Annotated in this window: 25 protein-coding genes; 3 read left to right on the forward strand and 22 right to left on the reverse strand. The window is 35.7% G+C overall.

The features are described 5' to 3' along the window. Positions 1–3: 3 nt before the first annotated feature. The 12 genes from xseA to Q8X41_RS05550 all read right to left on the reverse strand — a co-directional run bounded on the left by xseA (position 4) and on the right by Q8X41_RS05550 (position 8,744). The gene (gene xseA, locus Q8X41_RS05495) at positions 4–1,359 is read right to left on the reverse strand and encodes an exodeoxyribonuclease VII large subunit (protein ID WP_397539251.1); all 1,356 of its coding nucleotides are present in this window, start codon (positions 1,357–1,359) and stop codon (positions 4–6) included. A 201-nt stretch (positions 1,360–1,560) separates the two neighbouring features. After that, positions 1,561–2,412 (reverse strand): bifunctional methylenetetrahydrofolate dehydrogenase/methenyltetrahydrofolate cyclohydrolase FolD, encoded by an 852-nt coding sequence (folD, locus tag Q8X41_RS05500; protein ID WP_397539252.1) that lies wholly within the window; start codon positions 2,410–2,412, stop codon positions 1,561–1,563. 36 nt (positions 2,413–2,448) lie between these two features. After that, a complete protein-coding gene (gene nusB, locus Q8X41_RS05505) occupies positions 2,449–2,823 on the reverse strand; it encodes a transcription antitermination factor NusB (RefSeq protein ID WP_397539253.1) in 375 nt (124 codons plus the stop codon). 760 nt (positions 2,824–3,583) lie between these two features. Next, positions 3,584–3,991 carry an Asp23/Gls24 family envelope stress response protein gene (locus Q8X41_RS05510; RefSeq protein WP_397539254.1) on the reverse strand — a complete coding sequence of 136 codons (408 nt, stop codon included), beginning with the start codon at positions 3,989–3,991 and terminating at the stop codon, positions 3,584–3,586. 21 nt (positions 3,992–4,012) lie between these two features. Next, positions 4,013–5,368 carry an acetyl-CoA carboxylase biotin carboxylase subunit gene (gene accC, locus Q8X41_RS05515; protein WP_397539255.1) on the reverse strand — a complete coding sequence of 452 codons (1,356 nt, stop codon included), beginning with the start codon at positions 5,366–5,368 and terminating at the stop codon, positions 4,013–4,015. A gap of 15 nt (positions 5,369–5,383) precedes the next feature. Beyond that, positions 5,384–5,890: an acetyl-CoA carboxylase biotin carboxyl carrier protein gene (gene accB, locus Q8X41_RS05520; protein ID WP_397539256.1), complete on the reverse strand. Its 507-nt coding sequence runs from the start codon at positions 5,888–5,890 to the stop codon at positions 5,384–5,386. Between the two features lie 115 nt (positions 5,891–6,005). Next, positions 6,006–6,554 carry a SpoIIIAH-like family protein gene (locus Q8X41_RS05525; protein ID WP_397539257.1) on the reverse strand — a complete coding sequence of 183 codons (549 nt, stop codon included), beginning with the start codon at positions 6,552–6,554 and terminating at the stop codon, positions 6,006–6,008. Beyond that, on the reverse strand, positions 6,551–6,805 hold the full coding sequence (locus Q8X41_RS05530; RefSeq protein ID WP_397539258.1) for a hypothetical protein: 255 nt from the start codon (positions 6,803–6,805) through the stop codon (positions 6,551–6,553). The genes Q8X41_RS05525 and Q8X41_RS05530 overlap by 4 nt, the downstream gene beginning before the upstream one ends. A 260-nt stretch (positions 6,806–7,065) precedes the next feature. Next, entirely contained in the window at positions 7,066–7,212 is a 147-nt protein-coding gene (locus tag Q8X41_RS05535; RefSeq protein ID WP_397539259.1) for a hypothetical protein, read from the reverse strand. Further along, positions 7,212–8,012, reverse strand: coding sequence for a hypothetical protein (locus tag Q8X41_RS05540; RefSeq protein WP_397539260.1), 801 nt, complete (start codon positions 8,010–8,012; stop codon positions 7,212–7,214). The genes Q8X41_RS05535 and Q8X41_RS05540 overlap by 1 nt, the downstream gene beginning before the upstream one ends. 126 nt (positions 8,013–8,138) lie before the next feature. Beyond that, on the reverse strand, positions 8,139–8,459 hold the full coding sequence (locus Q8X41_RS05545; protein WP_397539261.1) for a hypothetical protein: 321 nt from the start codon (positions 8,457–8,459) through the stop codon (positions 8,139–8,141). 54 nt (positions 8,460–8,513) lie between these two features. Continuing rightward, entirely contained in the window at positions 8,514–8,744 is a 231-nt protein-coding gene (locus Q8X41_RS05550; protein WP_397540203.1) for a SpoIIIAC/SpoIIIAD family protein, read from the reverse strand. A 210-nt stretch (positions 8,745–8,954) separates the two neighbouring features. Between Q8X41_RS05550 and Q8X41_RS05555 the strand changes: the two genes are divergently transcribed. Next, the gene (locus tag Q8X41_RS05555) at positions 8,955–9,380 is read left to right on the forward strand and encodes a hypothetical protein (RefSeq protein WP_397539262.1); all 426 of its coding nucleotides are present in this window, start codon (positions 8,955–8,957) and stop codon (positions 9,378–9,380) included. A 746-nt stretch (positions 9,381–10,126) separates the two neighbouring features. Here the strand turns inward: Q8X41_RS05555 and efp are convergent. Genes efp through Q8X41_RS05575 form a run of 4 tightly spaced genes read right to left on the reverse strand, consistent with a single transcriptional unit; the run spans position 10,127 to position 12,700 of the window. Then, positions 10,127–10,684 carry an elongation factor P gene (gene efp, locus Q8X41_RS05560; protein WP_397539263.1) on the reverse strand — a complete coding sequence of 186 codons (558 nt, stop codon included), beginning with the start codon at positions 10,682–10,684 and terminating at the stop codon, positions 10,127–10,129. 24 nt (positions 10,685–10,708) lie between these two features. Continuing rightward, on the reverse strand, positions 10,709–11,776 hold the full coding sequence (locus Q8X41_RS05565) for a M24 family metallopeptidase (protein WP_397539264.1): 1,068 nt from the start codon (positions 11,774–11,776) through the stop codon (positions 10,709–10,711). A 5-nt stretch (positions 11,777–11,781) separates the two neighbouring features. Next, positions 11,782–12,222, reverse strand: a complete 441-nt coding sequence (gene aroQ / locus Q8X41_RS05570) for a type II 3-dehydroquinate dehydratase (protein WP_397539265.1) — start codon at positions 12,220–12,222, stop codon at positions 11,782–11,784. 28 nt (positions 12,223–12,250) lie between these two features. Then, on the reverse strand, positions 12,251–12,700 hold the full coding sequence (locus tag Q8X41_RS05575) for a hypothetical protein (RefSeq protein ID WP_397539266.1): 450 nt from the start codon (positions 12,698–12,700) through the stop codon (positions 12,251–12,253). A 389-nt stretch (positions 12,701–13,089) separates the two neighbouring features. Here Q8X41_RS05575 and Q8X41_RS05580 point away from each other — a divergent pair, with 389 nt between their 5' ends. Then, positions 13,090–13,974: a DUF1385 domain-containing protein gene (locus Q8X41_RS05580; protein ID WP_397540204.1), complete on the forward strand. Its 885-nt coding sequence runs from the start codon at positions 13,090–13,092 to the stop codon at positions 13,972–13,974. 111 nt (positions 13,975–14,085) lie between these two features. Here the strand turns inward: Q8X41_RS05580 and Q8X41_RS05585 are convergent, their stop codons facing one another. The 4 genes from Q8X41_RS05585 to Q8X41_RS05600 all read right to left on the reverse strand — a co-directional run bounded on the left by Q8X41_RS05585 (position 14,086) and on the right by Q8X41_RS05600 (position 18,725). Next, entirely contained in the window at positions 14,086–14,433 is a 348-nt protein-coding gene (locus tag Q8X41_RS05585; RefSeq protein ID WP_397539267.1) for a hypothetical protein, read from the reverse strand. Between the two features lie 68 nt (positions 14,434–14,501). Continuing rightward, positions 14,502–15,080, reverse strand: a complete 579-nt coding sequence (locus Q8X41_RS05590; protein ID WP_397539268.1) for an HAD-IA family hydrolase — start codon at positions 15,078–15,080, stop codon at positions 14,502–14,504. A gap of 68 nt (positions 15,081–15,148) precedes the next feature. Next, positions 15,149–17,713, reverse strand: coding sequence for a vitamin B12-dependent ribonucleotide reductase (locus tag Q8X41_RS05595; protein WP_397539269.1), 2,565 nt, complete (start codon positions 17,711–17,713; stop codon positions 15,149–15,151). Between the two features lie 178 nt (positions 17,714–17,891). Further along, positions 17,892–18,725 (reverse strand): biotin/lipoate A/B protein ligase family protein, encoded by an 834-nt coding sequence (locus Q8X41_RS05600; protein ID WP_397539270.1) that lies wholly within the window; start codon positions 18,723–18,725, stop codon positions 17,892–17,894. A gap of 107 nt (positions 18,726–18,832) precedes the next feature. On the opposite strand from Q8X41_RS05600, the gene Q8X41_RS05605 reads away from it, so the two are divergent. Beyond that, the gene (locus Q8X41_RS05605) at positions 18,833–19,213 is read left to right on the forward strand and encodes a rhodanese-like domain-containing protein (RefSeq protein WP_397539271.1); all 381 of its coding nucleotides are present in this window, start codon (positions 18,833–18,835) and stop codon (positions 19,211–19,213) included. A 341-nt stretch (positions 19,214–19,554) separates the two neighbouring features. Here Q8X41_RS05605 and gcvPB read toward each other — a convergent pair whose 3' ends face one another. Together gcvPB and gcvPA are read right to left on the reverse strand one after the other, a co-directional pair. Beyond that, positions 19,555–21,033 (reverse strand): aminomethyl-transferring glycine dehydrogenase subunit GcvPB, encoded by a 1,479-nt coding sequence (gene gcvPB / locus Q8X41_RS05610; RefSeq protein WP_397539272.1) that lies wholly within the window; start codon positions 21,031–21,033, stop codon positions 19,555–19,557. Further along, a complete protein-coding gene (gene gcvPA, locus Q8X41_RS05615; protein ID WP_397539273.1) occupies positions 21,026–22,372 on the reverse strand; it encodes an aminomethyl-transferring glycine dehydrogenase subunit GcvPA in 1,347 nt (448 codons plus the stop codon). Before gcvPA ends, gcvPB begins: the two co-directional genes overlap by 8 nt. Between the last annotated feature and the right edge of the window lie 24 nt (positions 22,373–22,396).

Consider the following 22,396-nt stretch of genomic DNA (forward strand, 5'->3'; position numbering starts at 1 on the left):
CTCTTATACTCCTTTATCTTCCATTGTAATAGATGTAATGGTTGCAGTTGCTTTGCCGTCATGTAGATGAAATTCTACCTCATCTTTTTCCTTAATATCCTGGATTGATTTTAGTACCTGTCCATTATGATAAGTAAGGCTATATCCACGTGTCATAATAGATAATGGATTTAATGCTTCTAGTGTTCGAATAACAGAACGAAATTCTTCTTTTTTTTGATTGATCATTTGTAAGACCGCTATTTTCAATAATTTCTCATCATTCTCTACTCGCTTTTTTTCATAGCGAAGTTGTTGAATTGGTGAACGAATTTGCAAACGATGATCCATTTGATTAACTAATAGTTTCTGGTTTTTTATATAGTTCACAATACTTTGTTGTAATTGTTCGTCTATTCTCGAAACATGCTCGATAAATGGTCGAAATAATCGATCAGGATAGGCTAGTGGATAGGATTTTTGTAAGCGCTCTAATTTTGCTTTCTCGTGTTTGATTCTTGCTTGAGTTAACTGGAATAATTGAGCTTTTCTTGTAAGCAAATATTTGGCCAAATCCTCGCTGCTAGGTACTGCTCGTTTTGCAGCTGCAGTTGGCGTGGCAGCTCGCACATCTGCTACCAAATCAGCGATCGTTGTATCTGTTTCATGACCTACACCACTTATTATTGGCAGATCACTTTCAAATATTGCCCGGGCAACAATTTCTTCGTTAAAAGCCCATAAATCCTCTATCGAACCGCCACCACGTGCAACGATTAAAGTATCAATACCAGAAGTATTATTCGCCTGTTCAATCGCCTTTACTATACTTTTGGCAGCATGCTCCCCTTGTACAAGCGCGGGGAATATCACAATATCTGTTAATTTATAATGTTGTTTGATGGTCGTACAAATATCTCGAATTGCAGCACCGGTTGAGGCTGTTACGACAGCAACCCTTCTTGGGAAAGTTGGAATTGGTTTTTTATATAAATCAGAAAAAAGTCCTTCTTTTTCAAGCTTTTCTTTCAGCTGTTCAAAGGCTAAATATAAACTACCAAGTCCATCTGGATCCATTGATTGAGCATAAAGTTGATATTGTCCGCCACCTTCATACACATTAACATCACCTTTTATAAGCACTTTCATTCCGCTCTCAGGTTTAAACTTCAATTGTTTTGCATGTGCGGCAAACATTAATGCCTTAATCTGTGTTTTTTCATCTTTCAATGTGAAATAGATATGGCCTGAACCTATATGGTGTTTGACATTTGAAAGTTCTCCTTTTACGTAAACATTACGTAAATGAGGATCTACGTCAAATTTCTTTTTGATATATTTTGTTAAAGCTTGGACTGTTAAATAAGGTGTGCTTGTCAAAACCTCAAACTCCTTATCTATTCGCTTTGTTAGCGTTTGCTATGTAGCGATTTGTTAAGTAATTAGCTTCACGTTTCTAGCTACGGTGTGTTTAGGCTATCTTCCTTGATTGTCCACTTCAGCATTTAAGTAAAAGAGCTGTCTTTCGCTAGAAAAACAGCCCTTGACGTTACTATTTTACATGTTTTGTGTTCATTTGTCTTATGATAGCTTTTTTTTAGAAGATTGCAATGTATTAGATAATAGCATTGTAATTGTCATTGGACCAACGCCGCCTGGAACAGGTGTAATTGCAGATACTTTGTCGATGACTGCATTGAAATCTACATCTCCACAAAGTTTGCCGTTTTCATCTCTGTCCATACCAACGTCGATTACGACTGCACCTTCTTTTACATGATCTGCACCAATCATTTTTGCTCGACCTGTTGCTACTACTAAAATATCAGCTTGAGTTGTAATAGCTTTTAAATCAGGTGTTTTTGAATGGCAATATGTAACCGTTGCATCTTTTTGTAGTAGTAGTTGTCCCATAGGAACACCAACAATATGACTACGCCCAACAACTACAGCGTGTTTACCAGCAATTTCAACATTTGCATGTTCTAATAGTTTCATCACGCCATATGGAGTACAAGGTAAGAATGTTGATTGTTTTAATAACATTTTACCGACACTTATTGGGTGGAATCCATCGACATCTTTTTCTGGAGATATCGTTGCGATTACTTTTTGTTCATCGATATGCTTTGGAAGTGGTAATTGAACTAAAATACCATCAATTGCTGGATTAACATTCAATTGCTCAATTTGTTGTAACAATGTTTCTTCTGTGACTTCTGCAGATAACTTAATTAGCTCTGAGTAAATGCCCATTTGTTCACATGATTTTTGTTTGTTGGAAACATAGGTATGTGAAGCGGGGTCGTCACCTACTAAAATAACTGCTAGACCTGGAGTAATACCTTGTTCTTTTAAAGCATTCACTTCTTGTTGAATGGATTGTCGAATCGTATTGCCAATTTCTTTACCGTTAATTAGTTTGCCTGACATCTTGTTAACACTCCCAAATTCAGCTTTTTTTATCTATTATGCAAATTTTGATAATACACCGTTGACAAATTTACTTGATTTTTCGTCACCAAATGTTTTACTTAGCTCAATTGCCTCGTTTAATACAACACTTTTTGGTGTTTCTGGTGTATACATCAATTCATAAGCCGCTAAGCGCAAAATTGTTCTTTCAATTTTAGCTAAACGATCGAATGACCAATTTTCTAATTTCCCTGCTAATGCAGCATCAATTTCTGCTTGATGTTGAACAGTACCTGAAACTAATTTTTCATAGAAATCATTTGTTTGTTCTTCCATCACATGCACCATTGCTTCTTGAATTGTTAACTCTGTATTTTCTAGTTGAAAAAGTGTTTGTAACGCTTTTTCGCGCGCTTCTCGTCGCTTCATTATTGTTTGTGCTCCTTTATACTACTACATCGGGACACTGTGGACTGTTAAATGTTATAAAATAGCAAAGAACGCCACAAGTGACCCATTATGTGAAGTATTTCATTTGTTTACATTTAGATTTATTTTATCACAAAATAAATCTCATCGCATGGATTCTTGCATCTTTTGAAAAATCAGAAAAGAATTATTCGAAAACTCTTTTGAACGATTTTTCTCGGACGAGCTGCGTAGTAGTGCAGAAGCATTGTTTTGCTAAGAAAAAGAACCTAGCAAATGTGTAGGACACTGAAAAGGTCTGATCAGCATGTATATCCGTTGATTTCTGTTCCGAGCGGACGCTTTCCGTGGGCGAACTGACGAGCCTCCTCGCTACGCTGTGGGGTCTCGTCTAGCTCGTTTTCCCACAGGAGTCTCCGCTAATTCCACTTCAACGAAGATAGCTATACAAGATTTTTATTATAAATTTACATCTATTTTTACTTTTTCAGTGCCCTCTCGCTTTTCCCGCTGGAGTCGCCGCTCTCCACTCCAATCAACTCGTGTTGTCCAATTGAAGAATCTTACTTCAGCTCTAAAAACAGGATGGATTTCCGTAATAATTAAAGGAGCTAACGTAACTAAATCTAGATTAAAGAAGCCTTCTGAAAAATAAAAAGGGTGTCTTGAAAGTGATTTTACACTATCAAGACACCCTATAGATACGCCTTAGAATGTATCAGGAAGTAACCAATACATTCTTCTACGCTCATAAGAAAAATTATTCAGTTTTTGCGTCGTTCAATTGGTCAAATTGAATTCCTGTAATATGTACATTCACTTCTTTTGTAGTGTGAGATGTCATATTAGCAATTGCTTCTCGGATTTGAGTTTGAACTTGCTTTGCTACTTTCGCGACAGATACACCATATTGCACGAAGCAATAGACATCCACGATTAAGCCTTCTTCAGTCCATTCTGTTTTTATCCCTTTACCATGAACTTTTTTACCGAATTTTTCTACAACACCTGTAGCAAAATTACCTCTAGTTTTAGAGACACCTTCCACTTCTGTTGTAGCAATTCCCGCAATAACTTCAATGACTTCAGGTGCAACCTCAATCTTACCTAATTTATCCTTACCAGAAGGAGTATTTTGTGGTAGAGATTGTACGACTTTATCAGCCATAGAGTTCGCCCCTTTCTCGTGTTATGAATTCATAACGTCATTTTCTTCAAGGAATTTTGTATTGAATTTCCCTGATTTAAATACTTCATGATCCATTAATTTTTCATGGAAAGGAATTGTTGTATGAATGCCAGGTCCTTCAACAATAAATTCACCTAAAGCGCGTTTCATTTTAGCAATTGCTTCTTCACGAGTATCAGCATGTACAATTAATTTCGCTACCATTGAATCATAATATGGCGGAATTGCATAGCCTGGGTACATCGCTGAATCAATACGCACACCAATACCACCAGGAGCTAAATAACTTTCAACTTTACCTGGAGATGGCATAAAGTTTTTAGATGGATTTTCTGCATTGATACGACATTCAATCGCCCAACCATTTACTTTCACATCTTCTTGTTTATACACCAATTTTTCACCAGATGCAATTTTCAACTGTTCACGAACTAGGTCAATACCTGTGATAGCTTCTGTTACTGGGTGTTCTACTTGGATACGAGTGTTCATTTCCATGAAGTAGAATTTATCTTCTTTATAGTCATAGATAAACTCAACAGTACCAGCACCTCGATAACCACAAGCAATTGCTGCTTTAACAGCTGCGTCACCCATTTCAGCACGACGTTCTTCAGAAAGTGCTGGAGATGGAGCTTCTTCTACAAGTTTTTGCATACGACGTTGAACTGTACAGTCACGTTCACCTAAATGGATAGTATGACCATAGCTATCAGCTAACACTTGAATTTCACAGTGACGGAAATCTTCGATGAATTTCTCTAAGTATACGCCTGGATTACCAAAAGCCGCTGCTGCTTCTTTTTGAGTAATTTGAACGCCTTTGATCAAATCCTCTTCATCACGTGCAACGCGGATCCCTTTACCACCACCACCGGCAGTGGCTTTAATAATAACTGGGTATCCGATTCCTTTTGCCACTTCTACAGCTTCATGTTCATCTGCTACAAGGCCTTTTGAACCTGGAACTGTTGGAACGCCTGCTGCAATCATTGTGTCTTTTGCGATATCTTTAATACCCATAATTTTAATCGCATCAGAAGTTGGTCCAATAAAAGTAATGCCAGCATCTTCACAAGCTTCTGCAAAGCTAGCGTTCTCTGCAAGGAAACCGTATCCAGGGTGAATACCATCACAACCTGTTTTTTCAGCCACTGTTAGAATTCTATCAATTTTCAAATAACTATCACTAGAAAATTTAGAACCAATACAGTACGCTTCGTCCGCAAGTTGTACATGAAGTGCTTCACGATCTGCATCTGAATATACAGCAACAGATTGAATATCTAATTCTTTACATGCTCGAATAATGCGTACCGCGATTTCTCCACGGTTTGCGATCAATACTTTTTTCATTGCACACGGCCTCCCTTAGTTTTCTTTCACTAGGAATAAAGGTTGACCGTATTCCACTAATTCGCCGTCTTTAACAAGAACTTCGACGATTTCACCTTTTACTTCTGCTTCAATTTCATTGAATAATTTCATCGCTTCGACGATACAAACGATTGATTCTTCGCCCACTTTGTCCCCTACTTGAACGAATGCTGGAGATTCAGGATTTGGTGATTGATAGAAAGTACCAACCATTGGTGAAACGATTTTGTGTAAAGATGCATCATTTACAACTTCAACTTTTGGTGCAGGTGCTGCAGCTTTTTCTTCAACAGGAGCTGCTGGTGCTTTAGGAGCTTCAACAACTGGAGCTGCTGGTGCTGGAACCGCTTTAACAACTTGCGCTGGAGCTTCAGCTATAACTGTTGTACCACTATTCTTTTTAAGTTTAACTTTTGTGTCATCTACTTCGTACACGAACTCATCGATTGAAGAAGAATCTACTAGTTTAATGATTTCGCGAATTTCTTGAATTTTCAACATACATTACTCCCCTTACTTGTGTGTAGTATAATACATTTACTATTTTATCTCGTTTAATGTATTTTTTAAACACTTATTTATAAATAAACATTATTCAAGAAAATTCGCACAAAAATCAGTTAATTGTTTCAGATTGGAAATCGACAACAATTTGTCCAGAGTTATCAAGCTCTTTTTTTACCATATAAATAATCTCATTTGCCTTAGCTTTGGACAATTCATTCGCCTGTACTGTAACACGAATTCGATCGTTTTCAGCTTTTACAAATGCATCAGGATATCCTAAAGTTTTGATTAACATTTCTAACATAGCTTCGTTTGATTCATTTTTTGTAATGGCATCGATTTGGTTGAATGCTTCATTTTTTTCTTCAGCTGTGTATTGTGAAGATGCGATTTTTTTAGTTAACGTATCTTTTAATTGACTACGTTGATTTTGTAATTCCATTCGCATTTCTTCAAATAGATGACTTTCTGTTGTCACTGGTGTTGTTTTACCTGTTTTACTAGCAATATCACTAATTTTAGTATCTTTTAAAGCGTTATCACTGAAAATTGCTAGTCCATTAAATGGTGTCACAGGATTAGATAAATAATATACCGAAATTACCGCAGCTAAACTTAGTAATGTTAAAAACCATACTGCTTTCTTTTTTACTCTCAATTTGAATCCTCCTTTTTTTCCATTGGTCGTACCACAATTCGATGGGTTGGTATTTCTAGTACACTTGATAACACAGTAACAAGATCATTTTTTACAGTTATTGAATCAGCCCCTTCTGCCACGACTAAAACGCCCGTCACTTTTTGTTGTTTGCTTTCAGCATTTTGTTGCCAACTAAAATATTGGCTTAATGATGATTCATCAGTTTTCGCATCTGGTGTTGGCTGATCATAATAGAAATAAATCATCACTTTTCCTACGCCCTCAATTGAACTAAGAATAGAGGTTAATTCTTGATATTGTTCTGTATTGTTAGTGGAAGTTTTCGCATCATCTTTCGCTCCTTTTGATAGGCTCCAAAAACCACTAACTAAAAGTAGTACAATGATGATTCCTGCAATGAGATACTGCGACTTTTTAAAGTGTAGTGCTTTTCCAAGGACATCTCCTCCTTAATACATTAACAACTAGTACATCTTATGAACTGATTGTATTCAATATGCAAAGCAATCTATAAAAAGAAATAGTTAATGCAATAAAGTGCTATGACCATTCTTAAAAGTTGAGTCGATTCTTCCTCATAATCTTTCGGCATGATTAAAAGTAATATTTTGCCGATTATACTATAAGCTAACAAGCCAAATAAAAAGCTTGTCACTACGCTCCTCCCTTTCCTATTTGCATTTGTATCATTAGTAGCACCATCATGATAGTAAAGAAATAGGCGAATGCAATTAAAAACGAAACAGCACAAAGGACAAAGAGAGTTTTACTAATATCTTCGATTAATCCATTTACTTTACTATCTGAAAAAGGTTCTAATACTGCTGATAGAAAACGATAGCTAAAACCCAATATTAAAATATTTACTGTAGGTAGGATCGTTACACTCCAGACACTGATTAATAATCCCGTACTAGTTGTTACTAATGCAGTTGAGGAATATTTTTTAAAAGTATTAAGAGATTCCGTAACTAACGAACCAATAATCGGGATATTCTGTTGTATTAACCTTTTAATAGGTTCAGATATATCTGCTGTATAGGAGCCAATAATGACACCATTTGCAGCAAGTAACATCGCATAAACTACAACTGAAGCTGAAACAATACTAAGAACAGACATACGCAAAAAATCCGCCATTTTAGCAAAGGATAACTCAGGCAACATTCTCGTAATAAAATCAAATACAAAAGAAGCTATTAACATTGGAATAAGATATTTTGAAACGATTACTAAAATGGTTTGTAAAAACATTAAAAAAACGGGACTAATCGCCAATACTGAAAATAGTCCCGAACCAAAAAGTAAAGATGATGTTAATAATGGTGACAGTACAACATAGATATGCATCAGTTGATCTGTAATATCTTGCATTTGAAGAAAAGCATCAAATACAGGGCGAATGGTAACCACTATCACTACGATTAAAAAGAAAAACCTTGTCCATTCTTTCATCGTTGGAATCAGCCAATTGATACAAAGAAATAGAAATGCATATAGAAAAAAAGAACGTAGTGCAAAAAGTTGCTCTTTAAATGGTCCTAAAAAGAAAGTAGTCAGTTGTTCGATACTTACAACCTCCTATGGTACTAATAGCTTCTCCCATTGCTTAAAAAGCTGACCTAACTCGTCCAACCATAGTGTTACAATCCAAATTTTAATCGCAAGATGACTAATAAAAGCAATACTTCCATAATCATTTTCTTCTAATAAATATGAAACTATGATTGAACATAAATAAAGCAATGAACTACCTAATATTAATGGCAGATATGGCAAATCAAATAAATAAAACGTTCGTAACTTTTGCCAAAAAGGTAGAACAACTTGCATCATTAGAAAACTACATAATATGAAAAAAAACACGATTGATAATAAGCGATGTAACGCTGGAGACGTCATTTGTATTCCCACCAAAAGCAGGAGTGATATTAATATATAGAATAGGAATGTCATCTATGACGTCATCAGCCATTGGAAAAATGTAATAATTTCATCAAAGAAGAGACGCAAGAATCGAAGTAATTCGATTGTTATATATAGATATGCAATGAAATTTAGGAAAAAGGAAAACTCTTTTTTTCCTGTTTGTTCAAAGAAAATATGCAATAATCCTAAGACAAGTCCAATCCCAGCAATACGAAGCAAATCTTGAAGTTCCGAAGTCGCCCCTCCTTTCTCTTCAATTTATGTATGGCACAAAAAAATATGCAAAAAGAGAAGTGTCTAATTGTTTAAAAGACTTAATTTCTATTATGTTGGATTGATTTATTATGAAATCGTTTTTGGGGTTATTTCTTTGAATACAATAAAGACAACAACATGAAGGTTTTACCCTTTAAGATGCACAAATATAAATAGGTCTATTGAATAAATTGCTTCTGGTCGCGCCCATTTATGAGAAAAAAAGAATGGGGTGAGGAATTGAAATTGAAACTGTTTATTTGCATACTATTTTTTTCTCTTTTAGTAGGATGCACAGCGGAAAATCAAGAACCACTTTGGGAAATTACAAGGGTTGATGTTCAAAAAGATGCAAGTAATAAAGAAGTTGTGGTTATTACAGAAACGGAAACAATGGAATTATTGAAAAGTTATTTTGAAAAGATTTCATGGGAAAACGCAAAATCTGATATGGCGAGAAAGCACGATGTCAATATAATTTTAACTATTGATTTTGATAAGAAGAAAATATCGAAGGAATATAATATTTGGTTTAATAAAGATAATTCTGCAACTGTTATTGATTATAATGATCATAAAACAGGAAGATTAAATAAAAAAGATGCCAAAGGTTTTAAAGAAATACTAATAGGTTCTTAATCATAATTCATAGGATTGATAAAATACACGAACAATAATTGGGCTATTTTTATTTACCATATCTATAAAGCGAAAGATGGCGACTCCTGTGGGAATGCGAGAAGGCCACTGAAAAAGTATAGGAATACAAAAATTTATAGTATATATCTGCTGTTAAATGAAGTGGAATTAGCTCCGCTTTCCGTGGGCGAACTGACGAGCCTCCTCGCTGCGCTCCGGGGTCTCGTCTAGCTCGTTTTCCCACAGGACGTTGAATGAACTTCACTGAATGAACATCGCACGAAGAAAATGCGAATGCATTTTCGAGGAGTCTCCGCTAATTCCACTTCAACGAAGATGGTTAAACAAGATTTTTATCATAAAAATAAAGCTACTTTTACTTTTTCAGTGCCCTTAATGCGAGGAGGTTCAACGCTCGCCCGCGGAAAGCGAAATCTGGAGCGACATACTTAGTAAATACTAGATAGGAATGACTAGCCGAATTATTGAATTGATTATTTAGGAAATATTCGTATTTTTCACCTAGAAAAGCATTTTTGTAATTGATTCAAATAATTAAATTTAAATTAATGATGTTTCATTTCCCTGTACCAACAATAAACCACAATTTATTCGGGTAAAATGCAAAATACCAAAAAAAGATGACTCCTGTACATTACAGGAATCATCTTCTTAACAATTCATAGTCTTATTCTAAATACCCTTTACTTAGGGTACATTTTAGATTGTCATATGAAATAATTTAATTATGCGCGTGAAACGTATGAACTATCTGAAGTGTTGATGATTAATTTATCGCCTTGGTTAACGAAGAATGGTACGTTTACGACTAATCCAGTTTCCATTGTTGCTGGTTTAGACCCACCAGTTGCTGTATCACCTTTAATACCAGGTTCAGTTTCAGCTACTTCAAGTTCAACTGTATTTGGAAGATCGATACCTAGGATTTCACCTTCGTACATCATGATAAATACTTCCATATTTTCAAGTAAGAATTTTAATTCATATTCTAATTGGTCTTGAGTAAGTTCGATTTGTTCATAAGATTCCATATCCATGAATGCATATGCATCACCTGATGCATATAAATATTGCATTTTACGTGTATCGATTTGTGCTTTTTCAACTTTTTCACCAGCACGGAATGTTTTTTCTGCCACGTTACCGTTACGTAGGTTACGTAATTTTGAACGTACGAAAGCAGCACCTTTACCTGGTTTTACATGTTGGAATTCAATAACTCGGAATAGGTTACCATCAACAAGGATAGTTAAGCCTGTTTTAAAATCGTTAACTGAAATCATTTCTAAAAATCCTCCAATATTAAATTATAAGATGATTAATTCTTTTGGGGCATGAGTTAATTTTTCATTGCCAGTCGCTGTAATTAGCGTATCATCTTCAATACGTACGCCACCAATACCTGGCAAATAGATACCTGGTTCACATGTTACAACCATTCCTGGTACTAATACTACATTTGAACGATGTGATAATGCAGGACCTTCATGTACTTCTAAACCAATCCCATGACCAGTAGAATGACCAAATGCATCACCATAGCCATGTTCTTTAATAAAATTGCGTGTAACTGCATCCGCTTCAATACCCGTCATACCTGGTTTAAATTTTTCAAGACCTAGTAATTGAGCTTCTAAAACAATTTGATAAATTTCTTTTAGTTGATCAGCAGGTTCACCAACAGCAACTGTACGAGTTGTATCAGAGATATAACCATTGTATAAAGCACCATAGTCTAAAGTGACTAAATCACCTTTTTCAATTATTTTATCAGTTGCAACGCCATGTGGCAATGCCGAACGCAAACCAGAAGCAACAATGGTGTCAAATGAAGAAGATGTTGCACCTTGTTTTCTCATGAAGAATTCAATTTCATTGGAAACTTCAAGTTCTGTTTTTCCTGGTTGAATAAATTGAATAATATGTTCGAATGTGGCATCCACAATCTCACAAGCGACCTTTATAATTTTAATCTCTTCTGAAGTCTTAATCAAGCGAATATTTTCAATTAACCCAGATACTGCTACTAATTCTGCACTGATTAACTTAGAATATACTTCATACATTGCGTAGCTTACTGTATCTTTTTCAAAACCAAGAGTTTTTATACCCATCACTTTTACTTGATTTGCGATTTCTTCCATTATAGTTCCCTTGTTTTCAACAATGCGGAAACCATTACTTTTCACTTGTGCATTCGCTTGTTCTGTATAACGGAAATCTGTTATAAACACTGCATCGTTTTGTGAGACAATTGCAACACCTGTTGTTCCAGTAAAACCCGTCATGTAGCGACGATTATAATCATTCGTAATTAATAGGGCATCTAAATTTTGTATCTCAAGTGCTGTACGTAATTTTTCTAGTTTTTCCATCGTTGTCATTCCCCTCTTTCAGCTTCTAAAAACATTCTTAATGCTGCCTGATAGCCGAATGTACCAAGTCCTGTTATTTGTCCTACACAAACGGGAGCAAGGTAAGAATGATGTCTGAATTCCTCACGCTTATGTACATTTGAAATATGAATCTCTACGACCGGTACCTCTACACCTGCAATAGCATCTCTAAGAGCAACACTTGTATGTGTATATGCGCCAGGATTAAAAATAATCCCATTCACACCCGAATCTTCAGCTTCATAAATCCAATCAATCAGTTGCCCTTCATAATTGGATTGTTTACATTCAATTTCGGCATCGTACGCAGCAGCTAAACTTTTGAGCTTGGATTCAATATCCTGCAAGGTCTCAGAACCATAAATTGTTGGCTCTCTTTTACCCAGACGATTCAAATTAGGTCCATTTAAGCATAAATACTTCATCCATTTTCCTCCCTAATCTATAATATCCTTATTTTAGCACATTACTAGAATCGGGCAACTTATTTCGGGAATCTAAATTTCTTATTTTGGCATGATAAGATGCCGTTTCGAATATCCATAAAAGATGGATTGCAATTATGACAGCCAAGGGTACTGAGAATTTGTGTATATAGACTGTTTTTTGAACAGACCATTCAATTCCCCAAACAATAATCACTGCAACAACTAATGACATCATATCCATTCGAATCTTCTTTAACAATTCTGCCAAGGCAAAAAAAATAGAAGCTATAGCAAGTAATAATACCCATAGCATAAACCACTTAACCAAAACATGTGAATCACTAAATACATGATATTTTTTTGTCCATCCAATCGGAGAAAATTTCATAAACGAAAAAATTTTTAATAGCTTTAATGAAAGAATAAATGTAATGGAACTACAAAATATAGTCCAGAAAAATACTTTTAATCTCAATTGAACCCCTCCTTTGTAAAAAGGATAGACAAAATACAATAATAATATGCTTTTCCTAGAGGTTTGATAATTTTTTTAGTACAATAAAGTGAAACTTCCATAAGTGGGTTTTCTTTATCCCCACTGAAAAAAAGAACTCAGTTTAATTTCGCCACGTCCTGTGGCAACAACTGAGTGTCCAACATCCTGTTGGACCGAATCAATCGGGCTTTTACTGGCAGTTATCCCCTACCTATCTTCTTCGCTTCACTCAAGCTTGAGGAGGGGATATTAATGCTCGTTAATGCGGGATAAAAACAGTCTTAATTCATCTAAAGAGAGCGGTGTTGGTATTGAAAAATCAACCTAATCTTCCTGTATACGGAGGACAAGCTTTGGTTGAAGGTGTCATGATGGGGAGTAAAGAACATACTGTATCTGCCATTCGCCGTAACGACAACTCAATCGAATATTTTTATGTAGAGAGAAAGAAGAATCCAAAACTCCAAAAACTAAAGAAAATTCCTTTTGTACGCGGAATCATTGCTTTAATCGAATCAGCATCAAATGGTTCTCAGCATTTGCAATTTGCAGGTGAAAGATATGGTGTAAACCCTGGAGAAGAAGAGATAGAAGAAAAAAAAGAAGGTTCAAAATTGGAAATGTGGCTTGGTGTTGCCGCAGTCGGTGTCATATCTTTTATCTTTGGTAAATTCCTTTTCACTTTAATTCCAGTCTTTCTAGCACAACTTTTTCATACTTGGTTACCAGGTAAAACAGCACAAATTTTACTTGAAAGCTGTTTTAAATTAATTTTATTAATAAGCTACATATATATTGTATCCTTAACACCACTGGTTAAACGGGTCTTTCAATATCACGGATCAGAGCATAAAGTGATCAATTGCTTTGAAAATGGACTACCTTTAACTGTCGAAAATGTACAAGCACAATCTCGCTTACACTATCGTTGTGGTAGTAGCTTTATGTTATTTACAGTGTTCGTTGGAATGTTTATTTATTTCTTAGTTCCAACAGATCCATTTTGGCTTCGTATTGTAGACCGTATTTTGTTAATTCCCGTTGTTCTTGGTGTTGCTTTTGAAGTTTTGCAAGCAACGAACGCATGCCGTAATGTACCCGTCTTACGCTACTTAGGTTATCCCGGCTTATGGCTTCAGCTGTTGACAACAAAAGAACCAAAAGATGATCAAGTTGAAGTTGCAATTGCTTCATTTAATAAGTTATTAGAAGTTGAAAAAGATCCTTCAAAAATCCCAGGAAAAGCAGTCTAGCAGCGTATCCCAGCTTTAAAAGCTGTGCTGGTCTTTAGGAAAAAATAACACCATCTATTAATATAACATTAAAAAAAATGCAAGGCGCCTAATTTAGGTGCCTTGCATTTTTTATTTTTTACGATTGCGCCATTTTTGAATCACTTTTATTCCCAAGTATCCCACAAGCCAAAAAATCAAATAATAGATTGTAAAGTTCCAATATGATTTATCTAATAACGTGTACAATACAATAGCATACGCTATGTATGAAACGATTAGAGCTATAAATGGATTAATCTTATTTAATGCACATGAAATCCCTTGTACTAAAAATGTTAATGGGAAAATAATCGTTAGCCCTATTATGAAAAATGATTTATTGACATCACCTTCACCAAAAGCCTTAAACATTGTTAATACCGTTAAAGTAAGCATTGTAAAAGCTGGGAATATTATACCGGCAATTTTACTATACATGTAATCACTCCTTGCAGTTCCTTCTATTTTATCATGAAAAGGATTACAAAAAGTAATAATATCAAAAGTTAATCCTTATCCATAAATTGTTTCCATGTACTATGGAACTCTCTATAATCTTTTATTGAAAAATCAGCTGCTTCACATTCTCCTTGAAACATACATGTAGCAAATCCCACTTTTTTTGCAGGAATTAAATCAAGCTCGCGATCTCCAATAGCCAAAGTTAAATTATATTTATCATGTAGATATTGATAAGACTCCGGATTAGGTTTTCTCTGAAAACCATTTTCTACAGTGACAATTTCTTCAAAATAACGTGCTAAGTTGTAATGATGAAGTACTTTTTCAACAGTTGCTCGGTCCTTATGCGTCATAATGACATTACAATTTGCTTGTTGTAGTACAAGTTCAATATTTGGAAATGGCGGCATTTGATCCATCTTAAGTGAATGATTTAATTGCATAAAACGCTCTTTTTCTTGTTCTGTTATTTGAAAATAGTCAAAAGCATGAGAAAAGGAAACTTTTAAATGTTTGAAGACTTCATCATAACTCCCTCTTTCTTGAATCGTTTGATAGAAAAGAGCTGCATATGCCGGATATGTATTACAGATTGTACCGTCAAAATCCCATAATATATTCATTTATTTACTCCTATCCGAAAAAAATCCAAGTATGTATCACTACACACTTGGATTTTTTCTATTTTATCTTATAGACCACATTTTAATTGGGCACCACAGTTTGTGCAAGTATTACAGCCACCTAATTCTTCGACTGTACCTTTACGACATACCGGACAAGTATTCCCCACTTCAGATCCAATCGTAACATTTGTAGAACGTAAATCTTGGATTGTATCCACTAAAACAACTGGACGTTTTTCAATTACTTTTTCTTCTTGCATCGTTTCATCCATATTGTTTTCTTCTGCTTTTAAAGTTAATACTTGTGAATCGCGGCTACCGTCAACATATACTGTACCGCCTTTTGCACCACCATTGTATAAACGTTCATACACTTTTTGAACTTGTTCGACAGTATAGCCACGAGGAGCATTTACTGTTTTCGAAATTGAGCTATCAATCCAGCGTTGAATGATACACTGTACGTCTGCATGGGCCTCAGGAGCTAATTCCATTGCAGTGACAAACCATTCTGGTAAGTTTGCTTCATCCGCTTCAGGATGTGCCGCTAAATATTCTTGAACAATATCAGCTTTTACTTCGATGAATTTACCTAGACGACCACTACGGTAGTAAGTAAATGAGAAGTAAGGTTCTAAACCAGTAGAAACACCAACCATTGTTCCTGTTGAGCCAGTTGGAGCTACCGTTAATAAGTGTGAGTTGCGGATACCGCCATCAAGAACAGCTTGACGTATATGTTCTGGCAGTTTCTTCATATAGCCTGTTTCTGTGAAACGTTTGCGAAGTTCAGCAGTTTCTTTTTCATTTTTACCGATCAAGAACGGGAAGCTACCACGTTCTTTTGCAAGTTCTGTAGATGCTTCATATGCAGTAACTGCGATTGTTTCGAAGATTTCATCTACTAAAATATTACCTTCTTCTGAACCATATTCTTTTTCGCAGTAGATTAGTAAATCTGCTAACCCCATAACTCCAAGACCTACACGACGTTCACCTAAAGCTTGAACACGGTTATCTTCTAAGAAGTAAGGTGTTGCATCAATTACATTATCTTGCATTCTCACACCTACACGAACTGTTTCTTTAAGCGCTTCAAAGTCAACAGTTTTTGTATCTTTTTGTGCAAATTGAGCTAAGTTAACTGCAGCTAAATTACATACTGAATATGGGGCTAATGGTTGTTCACCGCATGGATTTGTAGCAACAACTTTTTGTCCGTAACTTTTAGCATTTGTCATTTCATTGGCATTGTCAATGAAGAAAATACCTGGTTCAGCTGAGTAAGTAGCACAAATATTGATCAAATTCCAAAGCTCAAGTGCTTTGATTTTACGATATGAGCTTACAGCATGTCCCTTTTCTTCCCATTCACGAACATCGCCACATTCATGCCATTCATTGTTATAGATTGCCATCTCTTTTGCATCGTAAGTTTCAACTGATGGGAAACGCAAATCAAATTCTGCATCACTTTCAACTGCTTCCATGAATTCATTTGTCAATGTAACAGAAATATTAGCACCTGTTAAGAATTCTGGATTGTTTACGCTATAAGTACCACCATCACGTAATTTTGTTTCAGCATCTTTGAAGATGGCTTCATTGAAGCCGCCGAAACCGGGGATGGATTTATAATTGATAATACCTTGATACATCGCTTTTTCTTGCTCTGTTAAAGGTTTGAATTGTAGTTTTTCTTTTGCTAAGCGCTTAATTTCTTCATCTGCTGTATTTTCGATTAAGAATCGTAAAATACGTGGATTTTGCATTTTAGAAATAATAAATTCAAAAATGTCAGGATGCCAACATGATAGCATAATCATTTGTGCTCCGCGACGTGATCCACCTTGCTCCACGAGATGTGTCAATTTCGCAATATCATCGAGCCATGATACAGAACCAGATGATTTGCCGTTTACTCCACGAGCTAATGTATTGCGTGGTCGTAATGTTGAACCATTTGTACCAACACCACCACCGCGACTCATGATTTCCATTACTTGTTTGCGGTGATCACTTATCCCTTCACGCGAATCTGCCACAAATGGCATAACATAACAGTTGAAGTACGTAACATCAGTATCTGATCCCGCTCCGTAAATAACACGTCCTGCTGGGATGAAGTTCAGACCTACAAGTTGTTTATAAAACTTTTGAAACCATTCTTTACGTTTTTCTTCTGTCTTTTCGACAGATGCTAATCCCGTTGCATTACGTTTTGCTATTTGTTCGTAAAAAACTTCTAGAGGCTTTTCAATGACGTCTAGTGAGCGAGTAACAATTCCTTCAGATAGTTCTTCTGGATCATCGATTGCACTACGATAGTCATCTTCGATTAGAATTTTTGCTCTTTTGTTTACTTCATCGATTGAAACGATATAGCCAAGTCCACGAGCAGGAAACTTAGGATCTGCTTTTACTGTTAAAACAACAAAATCCCCAACTTTTAACGTTTTCTTTTCAGTATCTTTGAAAGAATAACGGTCGATCATCACAAGTCGAGAAACACCTTTGTGCGTTAAATGCATGTCCTCTGTGATTGGATGAACTTGAGGAAATTGTTGAATGTCTTTGTTTAGTTGTTTAATGTCGATTGTCTGATTATGATGCTGCGATGCAAGTACCATACCATCCGCCTCCCTATTTCTTATAGCAAAACACAATATATAGTATTTATACAATTAAATACGATACTATATATTGATTGGAAAAGCAAATAGAGCTTTTTTAGAAAAAAACGTTGTTATATCGCGATTCATAGGTATTTTCGGTTTTTTTATCACAAAAAATAAGCCTAAAAACCTATTATTTTCTAAAATTCCATTCGTCCGTTTCATAACGTGTTTTTGCAAGATTTTCAACAAAATCTTGTTGTTCTTGTGTCAATTCGTAAGGTACTAACTCAATATCTAGTGCCTCTTCAAATCCCTTGTGGAACGCTTCAGCACATGCTTCGACATCTACTTTACGTTTTGCTAATTGATTAATTGCGATCGCTTTTTGTGGTAAATGTTTGCGCATACGCTCTTTTGATGCTTCTGATGGAAATTTGAAAACAGAGATCAATTTTTCATCATCTAAATCAATTAAAATTGATCCATGTTGTAAAATTACGCCCTCTTGTCTAGTTTGTGCACTACCTGCAACCTTTTTACCTTCTACGACAAGTTCATACCAACTTGGTGCATCAAAACAAACTGCACTTTTTGGTTTTTTCAAAATATCTCTTTTTTCTTCCGAATCAGGCACAGAAAAATAAGCGTCTAAGTCTAAATTGCGAAAGCCTAACAATAACCCTTCACTGATTACTCTATAGGCTTCTGTGACCGTCTTAGGCATGTTAGGATAATTTTCTGAAACGATAACACTATACGTTAGTTCATGTTCATGCAAGACTGCTCGTCCACCTGTTGGGCGTCTTACGAACCCTAAATTTAATTTATGTAATTGATCGAAATCAATATCTTTTTGTGCTCGTTGGAAATAACCAATTGAAAGTGTCGCAGGATTCCATTCATAAAAACGAATGACTGGTGGGATAAGGCCTTTGCTATGCCAATGTAGTAACGCTTCATCTAGAGCCATATTATAAGCTGGGCTACAAGGACCTGAATTAATAAAATACCATTTTGTTTTCATTTTATCTTCCCCCTTTTATATCAACTTTTCTATTTTATCAAAGTCATTGGACTATCGCTAGTTCTTCTTTTATAATATTATTTATAGACAGAAAGGGGTAAGTCATCTTGAGCTGGTTATATACAATATTAATCATCCTAGTTGTAATTATTATTTACGCGCTTATTAATGCATTACGCTTAAAAAAAGCAGTTACAACTCTAAATGAAGAAGAATTTAAAAAAGGGTATCGTAAAGCACAATTAATCGATGTTCGTGAATTAAAAGAATTTGAAGGTGGACATATTTTAGGGGCACGTAATTTACCTACAACCCAAATTCGTAATCGATATCATGAGCTTCGTCCAGATAAACCAGTATACTTATACTGCCAAAATGCTGGTCGTAGTGCACGTGCTGCTTTATTCTTAAAGAAAAAGGGCTATAATGAACTTTATCAATTAGAAGGCGGTTACAAAAACTGGCACGGTAAAATTAAAGTAAAATAGTTTCTTCTAATTAAGGAGAGTCGTTTCAATTACGAAATGGCTTTCTTTTTTTACAAAATTTTTCCCTGATAGACTTTTAGCAAGGCACTGAACGTTTTATTTCCCACATCATTTCCTGAACATATATAATAGGAAGAAACTCCAAATAATTTTCCGTTAATTTCATAGTAAATCCCTTATTATTATTCTATGAAAAATCTTGAAGCTAACTAAATCCTAAGATTTTATAATTAAAATATAAAACGCACTGCAATCCAATTTAGACTGCAGTGCATTTTACTTTGTCATGAAATTGTTAGAAATTCTAAAGCATTCTTGTTAACTCATTTTACATCCTGAAATTACGCTTCAACAAGATTTGAAGTTTTTTCATATCTCAATACTGGATGACGTGCAGCACGTGTTTCATCTAGACGGCTAATAACAGTCGTATGAGGTGCTTCTTGCACGATTTCTGGTGTTTCTTCTGCTTCCTTGGCAATTTGAATCATTGCATCACAGAAAGCATCTAATGTTTCTTTAGATTCTGTTTCGGTTGGTTCGATCATTAACCCTTCTTCCACATTTAATGGGAAGTAAGTTGTTGGTGGATGATAACCAAAGTCTAACAGTCTTTTCGCAATATCAAGTGTACGGACACCCAGCTTTTTCTGACGACTTCCACTTAATACAAATTCATGCTTGCAATGACGATTATATGGCAATTCATAATATGGTTGAAGACGACGCATCATGTAGTTTGCGTTAATAACTGCATTTTCTGTTACAGCTTTTAAGCCGTCTGGTCCCATTGAGCGAATGTAAGTGTATGCACGAACATTAATACCAAAGTTACCAAAGTAAGGTTTCACACGACCAATAGATTGTGGACGATTATAATCGAAATGATAGCCTTGTTCAGTTTTTACAAGTACTGGTTTTGGTAAGTACGGAATCAAATCCTCTTTTACTCCAACTGGGCCAGAGCCAGGACCACCACCACCATGCGGGCCAGTAAATGTTTTGTGTAAGTTTAAGTGTACGCAGTCAAAGCCCATGTCGCCAGGTCGTGCTTTAGACATAACAGCATTTAAGTTTGCGCCATCGTAGTATACTTTACCGCCAACACTGTGAATGATTTCAGCAATTTCAAGAATATGTTCTTCAAATAAGCCCAATGTATTTGGGTTTGTTAACATTAAAGCTGCTGTATCTGAACCTACGACACTACGTAAATCTTCTAAGTCAACTAAACCATTTTCATCAGACTTAACTGTTATTATTTCAAAACCTGCAACGGAAGCAGATGCCGGATTTGTACCATGCGCAGAGTCAGGTACAATCACTTTTGTCCGTTCATGTTCACCATTTGCTTCATGGAATGCACGAATCATCATTAATGCTGTCCATTCTCCATGAGCACCAGCTGCTGGTTGAAGCGTTACTTCATCCATCCCTGTAATTTCAATAAGATGTTGTTGCAGATCATACATTAATTCAAGTGCACCTTGAACTGTTTTTTCATCTTGCAATGGATGAATGTTGGCGAATCCTGAGAAACGTGCCACAGATTCATTGATTTTCGGATTATATTTCATCGTACAAGAACCTAATGGATAAAACCCAGAATCCACACCATGATTACGACGAGACAATGCTGTATAGTGACGCATAATATCCAATTCAGAAAGCTCCGGTAATTCCGCTTCTTCCTCGCGAATAAATTCAGATGGTAAAATGCTTGATAGTTCTAATTCGGGTACATCTAAATCTGGTAAGCTATAGCCTACACGACCTTCTTTAGATAATTCAAATACAAGTGGTTGATTTTCCTTATGCATGTTGAGCCCCCATTTCTTGCACGAGTGCATCGATTTCTTCTATTGTACGTTGTTCAGTAACCGCGATTAGTACATGATTTTCAAATTCCGGACTAACTTTGCCTAAATCAAAGCCACCAATAATTCCTTTTTCAAATAAAGCTTCATTTATAGCTTCTACTGACTCTTTTACTTTTACAACAATCTCATTGAAATGCGATCCTTGGAAAGCTACTTCAAAGCCTGCACGTTCGAAAGCTACCTTCGCATAATGAGTCTTAAGAATATTTTGTTTTGCCATTTCTTGAACACCTTTTTTACCTAGTGCTGTCATTGCAACAGAAGCAGCTAAAGCGTTTAATGCTTGGTTAGAACAAATATTAGAAGTTGCTTTTTCACGGCGAATATGTTGTTCACGCGCTTGTAACGTAAGTACATATCCTCTTCTGCCTTCTTCATCAACTGTTTCACCGATTAAACGGCCAGGTACTTTACGCATTAATTTTGTTGTTGTTGCAAAATAGCCACAGTGAGGTCCACCAAAGCTTTCAGGAATACCAAAAGGTTGAGCATCTCCAACCGTAATATCAGCACCTAATTTACCTGGAGGTGTAAGAATTGCTAATGATAATGGGTTTGCCGAAATAATAGATAATCCCTTTACTGCATGAATAGCATCTGATATCGCTTGGACATTTTCAATTTGTCCATAGAAATTAGGATATTGCACCATTACTCCTGCAGTGTCTTTATCTATTAATCTTTCAAGAGCTTCTAAGTCAGTAACGCCATCTTTTAATGGAACAGTTACTACTTCAATAGATTGACCATATGCATATGTTTTCACAACATCTTGTGCGATTGGGTGTACCGCTTCTGAAACTAAAAGTTTTTTACGACGTGTCTGACCTGCAGCTAACATTCCTGCTTCTGCAAGTGCAGTGCCACCATCATACATGGAAGAGTTTGCAAGATCCATTCCAGTAAGTTCAGCAATCATTGTTTGAAATTCAAAGATAGCTTGTAATTCACCTTGAGAAATCTCAGGTTGATATGGAGTATACGCAGTGTAAAACTCTGATCGAGAAATGACATGGTCAACTATAACCGGTTTGTAGTGATCATATACACCTGCACCTAAGAAGGATACATATTCGTCACTATTTGCATTTTGTTTTGCAAGTTGTGCCAATTCTTTTAATAACGCTGATTCTGATTTAGCAGATTTTATCTTGTAATCACCTTTAAATCGAATTTTTTCTGGGATGTCTGCGAATAATTCATCAACTGATGATACGCCAATCACCTTTAACATTTCTTGCTGATCTTGTTCAGTCATTGGTAAATACCGATGTTTCATTGCAATAATACCTCTCTTCTTTTC

It is taken from the genome of Rummeliibacillus pycnus (genome assembly GCF_044359855.1).
In the GTDB taxonomy this organism is placed as follows: domain Bacteria; phylum Bacillota; class Bacilli; order Bacillales_A; family Planococcaceae; genus Rummeliibacillus; species Rummeliibacillus pycnus_A.